Genomic DNA, 15449 nt, shown 5'->3' on the forward strand with positions numbered 1-15449 from the left:
AGTCTTGGAATCATAGGCAGGAAATGCAACTCCGGGGCGAGGTCACCCCGCACATCGGACGCCACGCATTTGCCGTTCTGGCCATACTCAAGGGGATGCTGCTGGAAACTCTTCAGAAAGTGTTTGGGCATAAGTCCATCACATACGTCCTGCGCATCCATTCACTTGTCCGGCGCAGGCGGGGCAATCTTTTTCTGGAAGTCGCCCATCTGTACGACCAGCGTGCTGACCAGCTTTCTCAACTCCTAATACGCGCTTGTTTCAATAATTGTCAGTTCCATACTAAAATTCTTTTTAAGATTCTGAATATGCGACAAAGTAACGCACATCCTATATCCTTTCCAAACAGATAATATCAGAGTCTTCCGTTGGCGTGCATTGGCGTATCCAACGTTAAAAGAGAAGGTCCTTCACCTGCATCCATGCGGCAACGGAACTTCCATTCCCTTACTTGTTTTCCATAAATTTATAGGATTAATTTCTGGTGCATGATATTAATAGTCATTATTCTGTCTGCTTTTTTTGCTTGCATAATTGCAGCTAACAGTTATCTATTCCAGAACGCATTGTTATGGAAAATGGCAAGCTGTTTTGTTGGTTTATGGATATTGTGTATGATAATTACCGTCTTCGTTTGTCGTAAACTTGAATGCTCTAATTAAAACAGTACGGTTGTCATGCTTTGTGTGTTTTATTATAAATATTATGAATTATTTGGAATTGATATGTAATATAGATAATTTTGCAGTCGGGAAATGGTTTCGGGAGGTTTACGCCTTCCGAATGAAAAGGGAACCCGGTGAAAATCCGGGACAGTACCCGCTGCTGTGAGTCCACAAAAACGGACATCGAACTTTTGCCACTGGTGTAATACCGGGAAGGCACGATGACCGGGACGAGTCAGAAGACCTGCCATGACCGGAATGAGATTTACACCTGCGGGATATACGGGTCGTAATCAAATAAGGAATAGCTCATCGGCCATTCAATATTTGAAGACAGACATATTCCCGTTCGTGTAAGTCCGCACGAACGGGAATTTTTTGTGTTTGTTAATAATATGTTTAGTGACCTATGAAAAGAAAATTACGCTTTCTGGCAGGTGCCTGTCTATTTACCGCAACCGCCTTGTTCTCTGGCTGTAGCTCGGACGATGACTTTTTGATGGACCCGGTTGATTCCGGAACTTCGCAAACCCGTGCTGTGACAAATTCGGACGGTACTTTAACTATCACTTTCGATGATTTCGATCCCGGCATGTTAGCAGGACCTACCTCGGCCGGAGAAAATCTTTATTCGTACCAAGGGTATCCTCAAGTAACCACCATTTACGACAATACTCCGGAAGAATATCTCTTCCTTTCAATGTTTAATACTGTAGGTGGAAGCACAGAGTATTCCAGCGGCGGCATCGCACTTTCCAACTGGAACATCCGCTCCAATCAGTCGGGAAATACCGGAGACTGGTGGTATTCTTATCTAAACCAATGTTCTGTCTATAACACTGCGGTGGAAGCGGAAGGACAGAATAAGGAAGCCGGGCACAGCGGTTCCAATTTCGGTGTCGTTTACGGATATGTGGATGCTTACAATCAGGCATGGATGGCTAAACCAGAATTTTATTTCAATGTTCCCCGGAAATTGGTCGGCCTGTGGATCTGCAACACCTCATACACTTATGGTGTCATTACTTATGGTAATCAGTTCGGTTCTACGGGGGTAGCGACTCCTCTGAAAGAGATGAAAGGGTATTTCCAAGTGAATCTGGAATGTTATGATGCGAATGGCGGTCTGATCCGCACTTACAAACGTCTTTTAGCCGATTATCGTAACGGCCAACAACAGGTTGATCCTATCACGACATGGGATTATTGGGAAATCAATGCCGAAGGGGTGCAAAGTGTGAAATTCAACTTCGAGGGTTCGGATTCGGGAGCATACGGTTTGAATACTCCGGCTTATATCTGTATTGATGATATCACCATACAATAAAAAGAATACAAGGATATCCCTTCTGTCGGGGGTATCCCTGTTATTTTTCTAAAATCCACACATCATGCATCGTTTTCACTATTTTATTATTTCTGCCTGTATGCTGTTCACCTCCTGCAACAAGGATGAAGTCATTACCGAAGAAGTAGGAGGACAACCTATAATAGAACTTGACAGCGAGACCGGTATTTACACGGTCAAGGTCGATCACGAATTGACTATCGCCCCGACATACCAGAATGTTGAAGATGCTCTTTTTGCTTGGACGATAGACGGTACGCTGGTTTCTTCGGGTCCGTCTCTTCAACGTACATGGAATGAATGCGGGGATTTTTATGTCAAACTAAGAGTAGACAATGCGGAAGGCTATGCCGAAGAGGAACTGAAAGTAGAAGTGAAAGAACTCACCCCTCCGGTCATCTCACTGGCACTACCTTCGCAGGGGCTAAAAGTCGTCCGGAATACCGATTACACATTTACTCCCGATATTCAGCATTCGGATGTCGAAGGGTTCAAAATCGAATGGGTACGGGAAGGAAAAATCGTTTCCACCGAGAATACTTATACTTTCAATGAAAAAGAACTCGGTGTTTATACGGTGACAATCAACGCTTCCAATATAGATGGGACAACAACGAAAGACGTAAGCGTAGAGGTCGTGGAAACGATGCCCTACGTTGTCAAATTCCCGACCCCGTCTTACCTGCAAACATCCACGGACAGGTACACTTTTGCCGACCGTCCTGTTTTCCTGCGTCCGTTGTTGGAGTATTTCGACAATCCCCGTTTTGAGTGGAGTGTGGACGGTCAGGTCATGGAAGGAGAAGTGGAACGCATGTTCAAGTTCACGCCGTCCGCACCCGGAGAATACACCGTCTCCTGTACTGTGTCGGAAGACACACCGACGGAAAAAATAAGCAGGAATATCGACAAAGGGAAAACGGCTGTCACTGCCACCGTAAAAGTCGTTTGTGTGGACAAAAAGGAACAAGACGGCTTCCGGGCTTCGGGAAGTTCCAAGCTCTGGAATAAAGTCTATGAATATACCCCAGCTCCCGGCCAATTTATCAACGAGACGAGCACGATAGGCGGTATGACCGGCAACGAAACATCCCCTGAAGCGGCTGTCGCATGGGCAACACAGCGTTTGAAAGACAAACTGCACGTCTCTTTAGGTTCTTTCGGGGGTTATATCATCGTCGGCTTCGACCACAGTATTCCCAATTCGGGTAACCAATATGATTTCTGTGTTCAGGGGAACGCCTTTGACGGCAGTTCCGAACCGGGTATCGTATGGGTCATGCAAGATATAAACGGAAACGGATTGCCGGATGACGAGTGGTACGAACTGAAAGGATCTGAAGCAGGCAAGGAAGAAACAATACAGAATTTTGAAGTGACCTATTACCGTCCGGAAGGCAAAAAAATGGATGTCCAATGGATCAGTTCCGACGGTAGAAACGGCTGGGTAGACTATCTGTCCGCTTATCATACACAAGACTATTATTATCCGGCTTGGATTTCGGAAAACAGTTATACCCTGACAGGCACTTGTCTGGCCGCCCGCAACACCCAAGATTCTCAAACCGGTTATTGGGATAATCAGAGTTATGACTGGGGGTACGTGGATAATTTCGGAAACGACCAGATAGAAGGCGGCAGTACGGTGGATGGAAGCGGACAAAGGAACGGTTTCAAAATTTCCAATGCCATCCATGCCGATGGAACGGAAGCCAATCTGCAATATATTGACTTTATCAAAATACAATGCGGTGTTCTGGCCAAAAGCGGCTGGCTGGGCGAAGTTTCTACGGAGGTATTTTCTTTTGAGGATCTAACCAAATAATAAAAATTACAAGTATGAAAATTTATTTTCTTCCCATGCTCCTATCCTTGTTCTTTTTGGGAGCGTGTGACAAAAACGATGAAATTATACCTGAAGATGCAGATGAAAATTTCATCACATCGGTCGTGATGACCGTGGACGGGAAATCGTACACGGCCGACATTACGGACAATACAGTAACAATAACCGTTCCCTATACGGTATCGCTGAACAACGCCGAAGTGGAATTCAAGTACACAACTTCTGCAACAATCATACCTGATCCTGAAACGGTAACGGACTGGGATAACGAACGAACCTTCCGGGTGACATCCTATAACGGAGATGCCCGCGAATATACCTATAAGGTCGTGAAAAGCGAGATAGAATCTGACGGAGATGTGGAGTTGAAGACCACCGAGGAGGTAGCTTCTTTTGCCGCAACCAAAACAACCGTTGTCAAAGGGAACCTGATTATCGGCTCTGATGCGGAAGAGGCAGAAAAAATCACTGACATATCTGCATTGGCATCTTTGAAAGAGGTTACTGGCAACATTGTCATTCGTAACAGTTACAACGGTGCAGACTTGACAGGGTTGGATAATATCGTTTCTGCCGGAGGTTTACAGGTAGGTTCGACCGATGTCGCCTCGAAAGCTACGGAACTTCACATGATTTCCATGAAAGCATTGGAAACGCTCTCCGGAGACATATCGGTATATAACGACCAAGTGACGTATGTCCTATTCGAGAAACTGGCAACTATTGAAGGAAGCGTGATGTTCAATGCGTCGTCGTTACAGAGTTTTGAGTTTCCGGTTCTGACTACTGTAGGTCAGGATCTGAATCTTCAAGGACTCAATGAAGAGAACACAGCAGCCGGTTCGATTGCGTCTTTGGAAATACCGGAACTGACAAGTGTCGGAGGGGTCTTGTCCGTAAACAATCTTGCCAAGCTGACTTCCATGAGCTTCCTTAAGCTGAAAGAGACCGGTGGCCTTGATTTCCATACCGTCCCCGTGATGTTGGAAACCATCAACCTTCCGGAAATCGAAACAGTAAACGGAAGTATTATTATGGAAGCCAATATGGAAGCTCCTCCTACCGGTAGTTTTGTTCCCCAACGAAATGACGTGCTTCAGGCTTTCGGTGGAATGGACAAACTGACAACGATAAAGGGACAGATAAAGATAAAGAATTTCACGGCACTCAAACAACTTCCCGACTGGAGCAAGATCACCACACTTGGAAGCATCACGCTGGATTATCTTGAAGATGTGAGCGGAACACTGCTGTTGCCGAACGCCCGATTTGAAACCTTCGGAGAAACAGCGCCCCAGATTGAAATTATAAACAAGGTGCAGCTCTCCAAAATTGAAACAGCCGAAGATTTGTCAAATGTAAATTTTGTCATCACCAGTCTCACGAATAATAAGTTCCCTGAAATCACGTTCAAGAATATCAAAGACTTCACTTGTAAGCCAACCACCAACAATACCGATTATACCATATCGACAATTCAACATGTATATGGAAATCTAAATGTGACAGGCCAAATGCGAAGCAATGCCAAATTTCCCGACTTGGAAATCATAGATGGATATGGATATATCCAAATACCCATGTTTGCTTCAATCACAATGCCAGTCTTGAAAGAAGTGGGAGGACAGTTCTATTTATCTGGAAATTTTACCAGTTGTAACTTGCCCTTACTATCCAAAGTTTGTTGTTCAGCTTCTCCTGTATATTATAAAGAGGGAGAGGGTTCGTTAGCAATATCTTTACAAAGTAAATCGCTGGATATTCCGGAATTGCTTCACGTAGGAGGTGAAGGGTTGTTCGTTAATAAAGCAACAGGCATTACTTGTGATAAATTACAGACTATAGATGGTACGCTACAGATAAAAAGTGCGACTTCTCTTTCTCAGGAAACACTTTCCATGGAGAAGTTGGAGACCTTGCATGGGGTTGTTTTTGACGGTTTGACGAAATTTACCGACTACACTTTCTTCGGCAAGTTTATAGAAAACGGAATGATTACGGGGGAAAGTTGGAGCGTGACGAAATGTGGGTATAACCCAACCTTCCAAAATATGAAGGACAAACAATATACGCAGCAGGATTAAACCTTATACCTTAACCAGAGTACCCGTAATGATTCGGGTACTCTTTTTTATCCGAATGACAATGAGCAGAACAATACAACGGATTTGCCTTTTTCTTTTCTGCCTGCCAGTTTTCGGCAGTTGCATGAAATGGGATTACGGAGAGATGGAAGATTTCTCTGTATCGGCCTCTGGTCTTTTCATTACCAACGAGGGGAATTTCCAGTACAGCAATGCCACGCTTTCCTACTACGATCCCGCCACGTGCGAAGTGGAGAATGAAGTGTTTTACCGTGCCAACGGGTTCAAGTTGGGCGATGTGGCCCAGTCTATGGTTATCCGGGACGGTATAGGCTGGATCGTGGTGAACAACTCGCATGTGATTTTCGCCATCGACATCAATACTTTCAAGGAAGTGGGCCGTATCACAGGTTTCACCTCACCCCGGTATATCCATTTTCTGTCGGATGAGAAAGCCTATGTGACGCAGATATGGGACTACCGTATCTTCATCATCAACCCCAAGACATACGAGATTACCGGCTATATCGAATGTCCAGACATGGACATGGAATCGGGTTCCACCGAACAAATGGTACAATACGGCAAGTACGTCTATGTGAACTGCTGGTCGTACCAGAACCGCATCCTGAAAATCGACACGGAGACGGACAAGGTCGTGGACGAACTGACCATCGGCATACAACCTACTTCGCTGGTCATGGACAAATACAACAAGATGTGGACCATCACGGATGGCGGTTACGAGGGCAGCCCATACGGTTACGAGGCACCGTCTCTCTATCGTATAGACGCCGAGACTTTCACCGTAGAGAAACAGTTCAAGTTTAAGCTGGGCGACTGGCCTTCGGAAGTCCAGCTCAACGGTACACGGGATACACTTTACTGGATCAACAACGATATTTGGCGAATGCCGGTGGAAGCCGACCGTGTTCCCGTCCGGCCTTTTCTGGAGTTTCGGGACACCAAATACTACGGCCTTACGGTCAATCCCAACAACGGGGAGGTATATGTGGCCGACGCTATTGATTACCAGCAACAAGGTATCGTGTATCGCTATTCGCCGCAAGGCAAGCTGATCGATGAATTTTACGTGGGAATCATTCCGGGAGCTTTCTGCTGGAAATAACGAGGAAGGAGGACAAAAATGAAAAGACATCTTATTCTATTGTTCGTGGGGGTAAGCCTGCCCTTTCTGCTTGCCGCCCAGCAGAAAAATTCCGTCAGCATTACCAAAAGGGTACTACGTATTCCGGAGGTTACGGTGGTGGGCAAACGACCTATGAAGGATATAGGCGTGCAACGAACCCGTTTCGATTCCATCGCCATGAAAGAGAACATCGCCTTGTCTATGGCCGATGTGCTGACATTCAACTCATCCGTTTTTGTCAAGAACTACGGACGCGCCACGTTATCCACCGTGGCTTTCCGGGGTACCTCTCCCTCGCATACCCAAGTGACGTGGAATGGTATGCGCATTAACAACCCGATGCTGGGCATGACGGATTTTTCCACCATCCCTTCTTACTTTATCGATGATGCCTCGCTGCTGCACGGAACGTCATCGGTAAACGAAACGGGCGGCGGCTTGGGTGGTCTGGTCAGGCTCTCCACTTCTCCGGCCAACCATGAAGGGTTCGGGTTGCAGTACGTGCAGGGAGTGGGGTCGTTCAGCACGTTCGACGAGTTTCTCCGCCTGACCTACGGTGACAAACACTGGCAGTCCTCCACCCGTGTGGTGTATTCCTCTTCCCCCAACGACTACAAATACCGAAACCGGGACAAGAAGGAAAACATCTATGACGAGGACAAGAACATCATCGGTTCCTATTACCCGACGGAACGCAACCGCAGCGGGGCTTATAAGGATCTGCACGTCTTGCAGGAAATTTATTATAACACGGGCGAAGGCGACAAGTTCGGGCTAAACGCCTGGTATATCAATTCCAACCGGGAACTGGCGATGCTCAGCACGGATTACGGGAACGACATGGACTTCGAGAACCGCCAAAGGGAGCAGACGTTTCGCGGCGTCCTCTCGTGGGATCGCGTGCGGGAGAAATGGAAGGTCGGTGTAAAAGGCGGCTATATACACACATGGATGGCCTATGATTACAAGCGGGACAAGGGAAACGGCGAAATGGCTTCGATGACCCGCTCACGCAGTAAGATTAACACGTTCTACGGAAGTGCGGACGGGGATTATGCTCCTTCAGAGAAATGGCTGTTCACGGCCGGTGTTTCCGTACACCAGCATTTGGTGGAAAGCGCGGACAAAAATATCATCTCGCAGGAAGGTAACAAGGCTGTTGTCGGGTATGACAAGGGACGTGTCGAGTTTTCCGGTTCCGTTTCTGCGAAATGGCGGCCTGTCGATCGTTTTGCCGCCTCGCTTGTCCTTCGCGAGGATATGTTCGGTACGGAATGGGCCCCGGTTATCCCGGCTTTCTTCATCGACGGGGTACTGTCGAAAAAAGGCAATATCGTGGCGAAAGCATCCATCTCCCGGAACTACCGTTTTCCCACGCTGAACGACCTCTATTTTCTGCCGGGCGGTAATCCCGACCTGAAAAGCGAGCACGGCTTCACATACGACGTGGGGTTGTCGTTCTCGGTGGGGAAAGAAAATGTATATGCTTTGAGCGGTGGTATCAACTGGTTCGATTCGCACATCGACGACTGGATCATCTGGCTACCCACAACCAAGGGATTCTTCTCCCCCAGAAACCTCAAAAAGGTACATGCTTACGGGGCAGAGACCAACGCCCACCTTGATATAATGCTCGGAAAGGACTGGAAACTGGATATGAACGGAACTTTCTCGTGGACTCCCTCGATCAACGAGAGCGAACCGATGAGTCCGGCAGACCAATCCGTCGGCAAACAGTTGCCATACGTGCCGGAGTTTTCCGCAACGGTGACCGGACGTCTGTCATGGCGGACATGGAGCCTGCTTTACAAATGGTGTTATTACAGCCAGCGTTATACCATGTCGAGTAATGACTATACCCTGACGGGCTATCTGCCCCCTTACTTCATGAATAACGTGACACTGGAAAAACAGCTCTCTTTCCGATGGGCCGATCTGTCGCTAAAGGGCAGCATCAACAACCTGTTCGATGAAGAATACCTTTCCGTATTGTCCCGTCCCATGCCGGGCATCAATTTCGAGATATTCATCGGCATAACACCCAAGTTCGGAAAAAACAAAAATAGTAAACGATAATCTGCATCAATATGAACGCATTAAAGAATTTAAGCCTGATTTTGTTGCTTTCTCTGGCATTTACAGGCTGCCACAACAAAAGCTCAAAAATCAATGATTTCAACCTGCTGCTTTATGCTCCCGAATATGCCTCCGGCTTCGACATCAAAGGGGCGGGCGGGAAGGAAAGCGTACTGATAACCGTCAGGAATCCCTGGCAGGGAGCGGACAGTGTAACCACATGGCTGTTTATCGTCCGCAACGGTGAAGAGGTTCCCGAAGGGTTTGCAGGACAGGTACTCAAAGGAGACGCCAAACGTATCGTGGCGATGTCTTCCACTCATATCGCCATGCTTGACGCAATCGGTGAAGTCCGGTGTATAACCGGCGTTTCGGGAATCGACTACATTTCCAACCCAGACATCCAAGCCCGCCGCGACAGTATTGGTGATGTCGGCTATGAAGGGAACATCAACTACGAGTTGCTGCTCTCGCTCGATCCCGACCTCGTTCTGCTCTATGGGGTGAACGGCGCAAGCGCAATGGAAAGCAAACTCGAAGAACTCGACATACCGTTCATGTATGTCGGCGATTATCTTGAAGAGTCGCCTCTCGGCAAGGCCGAATGGATGGTAGTGCTTTCAGAAGTCACAGGAAAACGTGAGAAGGGTGAAAAAGCCTTTGCCGCAATCCCGGTCAGATACAACGCCTTGAAAAAGAAAGTGGCCGACAGTACCCTCGGCACTCCTTCGGTTATGCTTAATGTTCCCTATGGCGACTCGTGGTTCATGCCTTCAACCCAAAGTTATGTAGCCCGCTTGATTACTGATGCGGGAGGCCGCTATATCTACCAGAAGAACACGGGAAACGCTTCTATCCCCATTGACTTAGAAGAAGCATATCTGCTCGCGTCGGATGCGGACATGTGGTTGAACGTGGGAATGGCGAACTCCCTTGACGACTTGAAGGCATCATGTCCGAAATTCACCGATACCCGATGTTTCAAAAATGGAGAGGTGTATAACAACAACGCCCGTACCAACACAGCCGGGGGTAACGACTATTACGAGTCTGCCGTCGTGAATCCTGACATCGTGCTCCGCGACCTCGTGAAGATATTCCATCCTGAACTGGTGCAGGAAGAGTGTGTGTATTACAAGCAACTGAAATAGATGCGTTCCCGTTCGACTATATTATTCTCCATATTGATTACGCTCACGGTCGGTCTTTTTTTACTGGACTTGGCCGTGGGAGCTGTCAACATTCCGATCCGCGATGTATGGGCAGCACTGACCGGGGGAAATTGTTCCCGTGCCACGGAAAAAATCGTACTCAACATACGCCTCATAAAAGCTATAGTGGCACTGTTGGCCGGGGCTGCCTTATCGGTCAGCGGTCTTCAGATGCAGACCCTCTTCCGTAATCCTCTTGCCGGTCCCTATGTCCTTGGCATCAGTTCCGGTGCAAGTCTCGGTGTGGCACTTGTGGTACTTGCCGGGATCGGTTCATCAATAGGCATTGCCGGAGCAGCGTGGGTGGGTGCGGCTGTCGTGTTGCTCGTGATAACTGCCGTCGGACAGCGAATAAAAGACATCATGGTAATCCTGATTCTGGGCATGATGTTCTCATCGGGCGTAGGTGCTGTCGTGCAGATATTGCAGTACCTCAGCAAAGAGGAATCGCTGAAAGCCTTTGTCATTTGGACGATGGGGGCTTTGGGTGACGTCACCTCCGGACAACTTCTGATTCTTGTTCCATCGGTGTTTGCCGGACTGCTGTTGGCTGTACTGACCATCAAACCGCTTAACCTCCTGCTGTTCGGAGAGGAATATGCCGTAACAATGGGACTGAATATTCGGCGTTCACGCAGCCTGTTGTTTCTCTCGACAACGCTGCTCGCCGGAACGATAACCGCTTTTTGCGGTCCGATAGGTTTCATAGGTCTCGCTATGCCTCATGTCACAAGAATGCTTTTCCAAAATAGCGATCATCATGTCCTTCTGCCCGGAACAATTCTTTCGGGAGCATCGATATTGCTTCTTTGCGACATCATTTCTAAAATATTCACCTTGCCGATCAACGCCATTACAGCTCTATTGGGAATCCCAATCGTCGTATGGGTGGTTTTACGCAACAAATCCATCACCGCATGATAGAATTACAGCATTTTTCCATAGGTTACAAAGAAAACTCGTTGCTCCACGAGGTAAATGCCACGATAAAAAAAGGTCAACTGACAGCCCTTATCGGAAGAAACGGGACAGGAAAATCGACGTTGCTCCGCGCCATAGCCGGTCTGAACCGGTGTTATTCCGGAAAAATCATTCTCGACGGGCACGACATCGCCTGCATGAAAACCGAAGATATGGCAAAAACGCTGGCTGTCGTCACGACCGAGCGCACGCGCATCGCCAACCTGCGGTGCAAGGATGTCGTAGCCATAGGCCGTGCTCCTTATACCAACTGGATAGGTAGGATGCAAGAAACAGATAAGGAGATAGTCATGCAATCGCTCATTTCGGTGGGAATGGAGGCTTATGCAAACCGCACGATGGATAAAATGTCGGATGGCGAATGCCAGCGTGTGATGATTGCTCGTGCATTGGCACAGGATACTCCTATCATTCTCCTTGATGAACCGACTTCCTTTCTTGACATGCCTAATCGCTACGAACTTGTGGCGTTGCTTCGTAGGCTTGTCCACGACGAGAAAAAATGTATCATGTTCTCGACACATGAACTTGACATCGCGTTGTCCATGTGCGATTCGATAGCATTGTTAGATACCCCGAATTTAAGTTGCTTGACCGCGTCTGAAATGCAGAAAAGCGGATACATTGACAGACTTTTCCAAAATGAAAACATCCGTTTCGACTCCTTATGCGGTACAATGATTTTGAAACAATGAGTATATACACTGTAGAAAATTTTACTTCAGACATCACTGTTGAAGGATACATCGCCGAATTCCGTGACGAACCACATTTTCTTGAACTTTGCAAACAATGTACCAATTACGGTAAAAGTTGGGGGTGTCCTCCATTTGATTTTGATACGGAATCGTTTCTCCGACAATACAAGTATGCACATCTTATGGCAACGAAGATAATCCCTGAAGACAAAGATATTCCGATTGAATATACACAAAAACTCATTTTACCGGAACGGATACGAATCGAGAGCGAATTATTGGATATGGAACGGAAATATGGAGGGCGTTCATTTGCCTATATAGGTAAATGTCTTCACTGCTCAGATAACGAGTGTACGCGTAACTGCGGCACACCATGCCGACACCCGGAAAAAGTGCGTCCGTCACTCGAAGCCTTCGGATTTGACATAGCCAAAACGCTTTCTGAACTTTTTAACATCGAACTTCTTTGGGGAAAGGATGGCAAATTACCTGAATATCTTGTTCTCGTAAGCGGATTTTTTCATAATGAATACGAACTTTGCAACATAGCATACTAATGATTCGGACATGAAATAAACAGACAAACTAACCACATTCGGTTCAATCTGTTTTGTGATTTCAAATGAATTATAATTAGATATGTAAAAAGCGACGCTGGAGCTTGAAATAAGTAACGGTTTATCGGTGTATTCTCCGTTAAACCGTCCTGTTTTCGTTAAACGAAAACACAACTTGCTGTCCGCAGGAGCGGACCACATTTATCCAATAATTATTGTGTATTAGCCCATTGTATGGCTATTCTCCTGTGATTTACGAGGCATTTCCATCAGGTGTTTGCCGGCTGCTCTCCCCATAAAAGGGTGGATATCTCTCCATAATCATATGACTTACGTCCATAATTCGGGAATAAGGAGGCGAATATACGGGAAATCTGCCCTTTACATGCCCTATTGTCCATTAATGGATTGTTACTTCTACACATCTACAAATGGAGAGCGGCAGTGAGCCGTATATGGTTTATGGTTTTTCTGCATTATCTTCATTAATGGATTACTACTTCTACACTTCTGCAAATGGAGAATGTAGCCGTGTACACCTTATGGTCTTCCTTCATAATTCTCCATTAACGGATTAATACTTTTACACTCCCATAGACCGATAATTTAAGAATCCGTATCCGGACGGATGCGCGCTCTCACGCCTGCCCATAAGGATTAAAAAGGAACGGTGGACAAGGAAACGGAATCCCGCTCGCTTTTCCACACCACTACGGGCCTCTGATGTCGCCTCCGCATAGGAAGAACCGTCCGAACGGAACGGCATCTCCGTCCCCCCCGTCATGTGTATCATGACAATAACTGACTTTGGATGACTATAAGTGACAGGTGGTTTCATCCTGTTCTCTTCTTCCTTTATTTTGTATTCCGAGACAATACCAGTTGTGTAATTTAATAATTTAAGATTTTAAAATATGGATTCAGAAAAGGAAAAGAACCGGCTTTCCGATATCGTTCTCGAGAGGGTCGGACTCACGGGGAACCTTCTGTCAGCTCCCGTTTCCCCATCCCTGGAACCAGTGGTGGAGATACCAAGTCATGGAAGTCAGGTCCGGGCAGGGAAAGTGACAGGTCCGGAGGAATACAAGAGGAGGTTTCTGGTTCCCGCTCCCAGAGCCGCTGAGTGGAAGACCGCCTACATTGATGGGAGACTGCACCGCCGGATCGCCATGCTGGTCAGGGCCGCCGGCTGCGGCAGCATCTCCGGTTTTATCATCCGGTTGTTGGAACTCCATATGGAGGAACACAGGGAGGACATCGCCTCCCTGCTCGGTGAGGTCTACCGTCCCTGGGATGAGGACGGACAGCCGGGAGGAACACCTCGCCGATAAAACGTTGTCATTGTCCAAGAAGGCATATCATGACAGGAAAGAACGTAAAAGAGCGGATTGGTCTTGGCGGGATGGACGCGGACCGCATCCGTGAGATCATGGGGGAAGCGCCTGCCTGTCCCCGGAAGAGACGTGGAACGTCCGGTAACGACATTATACGTCCCGCAAGGAAAAATGGCCCCATGCAACCGTCCGTCTACGGGGAGGAATACCTGCATGGCATTGCGGGCGTGCAGCGTCGGTCGCTGCATATTCCCGCCGCCCTGCACCGGAAACTGTCCATCCTGGCGGGAGCCTCGAGAAACGGAAAGGTCACTCTGGAGGGGTTCATCAACCACCTTGTCTCGCGGCATCTGGAAGAATACAGGGAAACGACGGACATGATTCTGGAGGAGTCCCTGCCCGGCCCGGTCATAAAGGCTCGTCCCCCATGACAGGGGATCTCCCCCGATGGGAGCATTATTTTTGTTTCTGAAACAATAGTGTTTAACTTTTAATGAAAAAGAAGTATGATGAAAAAAGAAAAAGAGTTGTTGGTTGCCATCGCCAGCCAGAAGGGTGGCGTGGGAAAATCCGTCTTTACGGTACTGCTGGCCAGTGTCCTGCATTACCGCAAAGACGTGCGTGTGGCGGTTGTGGACTGTGACTCCCCGCAGCACAGCATCGCCCTGATGCGTGAGAGGGACATGGAGAATGTCATGAAAAATGATGACCTGAAGGTGAACCTGTACCGGCAGTACGAAAGAATCCGTAAGCCTGCCTATCCGGTCATCAAAAGCGACCCGGAAAAGGGGGTGGAAGACCTGCGGCGTTATATGGACGAAAAAGGGGAGACTTTCGATATCGTGCTCTTCGACCTTCCCGGAACGCTCCGCAGCGAGGGGGTGGTTCATACCGTTGCCGCGATGGACTATATCTTTGTCCCGCTCAAGGCGGACAATATCGTCATGCAGAGTTCCCTGCAGTTTACCAAGGTGCTGGAAGAGGAGCTGATCGCCAAGGGGAACTGCAACTTGAAAGGAATCCGGCTGTTCTGGAACATGGTGGATAGAAGGGGACGGAAGAATTTGTATGATGCCTGGAACCGGGTCATCCACAGGATGGGGCTGCGGCTGCTGTCCTCACACATTCCGAACACCCTCCGCTACAACAAGGAGGCGGACCCTGTCTGTAAGGGTGTCTTTCGTTCCACGCTGTTTCCACCCGATCCCCGTCAGGAGAAAGACTCCGGCCTTCCTGAACTGGTGGAGGAGATATGCCATGCCATCGGTCTGGAGGAATCCGATACCGAGCGGTAGCGGATGATAGGATACAGACACCTTGAATAAGGGCTTTTAGCCTAAGATAAAGTAAGATAATTGCATGATAATAAGTTTTTTACAGATGTGACTTCTCCTATAAAAGCATTACCTTAGTAGTGTAATGTGCGCCAAGAGGTCACACAAGTAATTGTTCAGCATCGTGTCTGAACCTATTGTTCCATCAATAGTAGCCTGAAG

Annotated in this window: 14 protein-coding genes and 1 riboswitch; of the genes, 13 read left to right on the plus strand and 1 reads right to left on the minus strand. The window is 47.7% G+C overall.

Annotated features, from left to right (window positions below):
• Nucleotides 1-23: 23 nt before the first annotated feature.
• From NQ510_RS13400 to NQ510_RS13445, 10 genes are all read left to right on the plus strand, one after another.
• Nucleotides 24-353 (plus strand): site-specific integrase, encoded by a 330-nt coding sequence (locus tag NQ510_RS13400; RefSeq protein WP_004289226.1) that lies wholly within the window; start codon nucleotides 24-26, stop codon nucleotides 351-353.
• A 386-nt stretch (nucleotides 354-739) separates the two neighbouring features.
• A riboswitch (cobalamin riboswitch) is annotated at nucleotides 740-931 on the plus strand.
• Nucleotides 932-1074: 143 nt separating this feature from the next.
• Nucleotides 1075-1992, plus strand: coding sequence for a DUF4465 domain-containing protein (locus NQ510_RS13405; protein WP_004289228.1), 918 nt, complete (start codon nucleotides 1075-1077; stop codon nucleotides 1990-1992).
• A 64-nt stretch (nucleotides 1993-2056) separates the two neighbouring features.
• Nucleotides 2057-3838 (plus strand): PKD-like domain-containing protein, encoded by a 1782-nt coding sequence (locus tag NQ510_RS13410; protein WP_004293827.1) that lies wholly within the window; start codon nucleotides 2057-2059, stop codon nucleotides 3836-3838.
• A gap of 14 nt (nucleotides 3839-3852) precedes the next feature.
• Complete coding sequence (locus NQ510_RS13415; RefSeq protein ID WP_004311297.1) at nucleotides 3853-5943, plus strand: receptor L domain-containing protein; 2091 nt, start codon at nucleotides 3853-3855, stop codon at nucleotides 5941-5943.
• 28 nt (nucleotides 5944-5971) lie between these two features.
• Entirely contained in the window at nucleotides 5972-7072 is a 1101-nt protein-coding gene (locus tag NQ510_RS13420; protein WP_004293828.1) for a YncE family protein, read from the plus strand.
• An 18-nt stretch (nucleotides 7073-7090) separates the two neighbouring features.
• Nucleotides 7091-9169: a TonB-dependent receptor plug domain-containing protein gene (locus NQ510_RS13425; RefSeq protein WP_004311295.1), complete on the plus strand. Its 2079-nt coding sequence runs from the start codon at nucleotides 7091-7093 to the stop codon at nucleotides 9167-9169.
• An 11-nt stretch (nucleotides 9170-9180) separates the two neighbouring features.
• Complete coding sequence (locus NQ510_RS13430) at nucleotides 9181-10320, plus strand: ABC transporter substrate-binding protein (RefSeq protein ID WP_004289233.1); 1140 nt, start codon at nucleotides 9181-9183, stop codon at nucleotides 10318-10320.
• Entirely contained in the window at nucleotides 10321-11301 is a 981-nt protein-coding gene (locus NQ510_RS13435) for a FecCD family ABC transporter permease (RefSeq protein WP_004311292.1), read from the plus strand.
• Nucleotides 11298-12056, plus strand: a complete 759-nt coding sequence (locus NQ510_RS13440; RefSeq protein WP_004289235.1) for an ABC transporter ATP-binding protein — start codon at nucleotides 11298-11300, stop codon at nucleotides 12054-12056. The genes NQ510_RS13435 and NQ510_RS13440 overlap by 4 nt, the downstream gene beginning before the upstream one ends.
• Nucleotides 12053-12619, plus strand: a complete 567-nt coding sequence (locus tag NQ510_RS13445) for a DUF2284 domain-containing protein (protein WP_004289236.1) — start codon at nucleotides 12053-12055, stop codon at nucleotides 12617-12619. Before NQ510_RS13440 ends, NQ510_RS13445 begins: the two co-directional genes overlap by 4 nt.
• Before the next feature lie 583 nt (nucleotides 12620-13202).
• On the opposite strand, the gene NQ510_RS13450 is transcribed toward NQ510_RS13445, so the two are convergent.
• Entirely contained in the window at nucleotides 13203-13412 is a 210-nt protein-coding gene (locus tag NQ510_RS13450; RefSeq protein ID WP_005829337.1) for a hypothetical protein, read from the minus strand.
• A 121-nt stretch (nucleotides 13413-13533) separates the two neighbouring features.
• Between NQ510_RS13450 and NQ510_RS13455 the strand changes: the two genes are divergently transcribed.
• The 3 genes from NQ510_RS13455 (at nucleotide 13534) to NQ510_RS13465 (ending at nucleotide 15248) form a co-directional block, all read left to right on the plus strand.
• Complete coding sequence (locus NQ510_RS13455) at nucleotides 13534-13950, plus strand: DUF3408 domain-containing protein (protein WP_004327094.1); 417 nt, start codon at nucleotides 13534-13536, stop codon at nucleotides 13948-13950.
• Between the two features lie 29 nt (nucleotides 13951-13979).
• Nucleotides 13980-14384, plus strand: a complete 405-nt coding sequence (locus NQ510_RS13460) for a DUF3408 domain-containing protein (RefSeq protein ID WP_004315818.1) — start codon at nucleotides 13980-13982, stop codon at nucleotides 14382-14384.
• Between the two features lie 75 nt (nucleotides 14385-14459).
• Nucleotides 14460-15248, plus strand: a complete 789-nt coding sequence (locus NQ510_RS13465) for a ParA family protein (protein WP_004311277.1) — start codon at nucleotides 14460-14462, stop codon at nucleotides 15246-15248.
• Nucleotides 15249-15449: the final 201 nt, after the last annotated feature.

The organism is Bacteroides uniformis (genome assembly GCF_025147485.1).
GTDB classification, from domain to species: Bacteria; Bacteroidota; Bacteroidia; order Bacteroidales; family Bacteroidaceae; genus Bacteroides; species Bacteroides uniformis.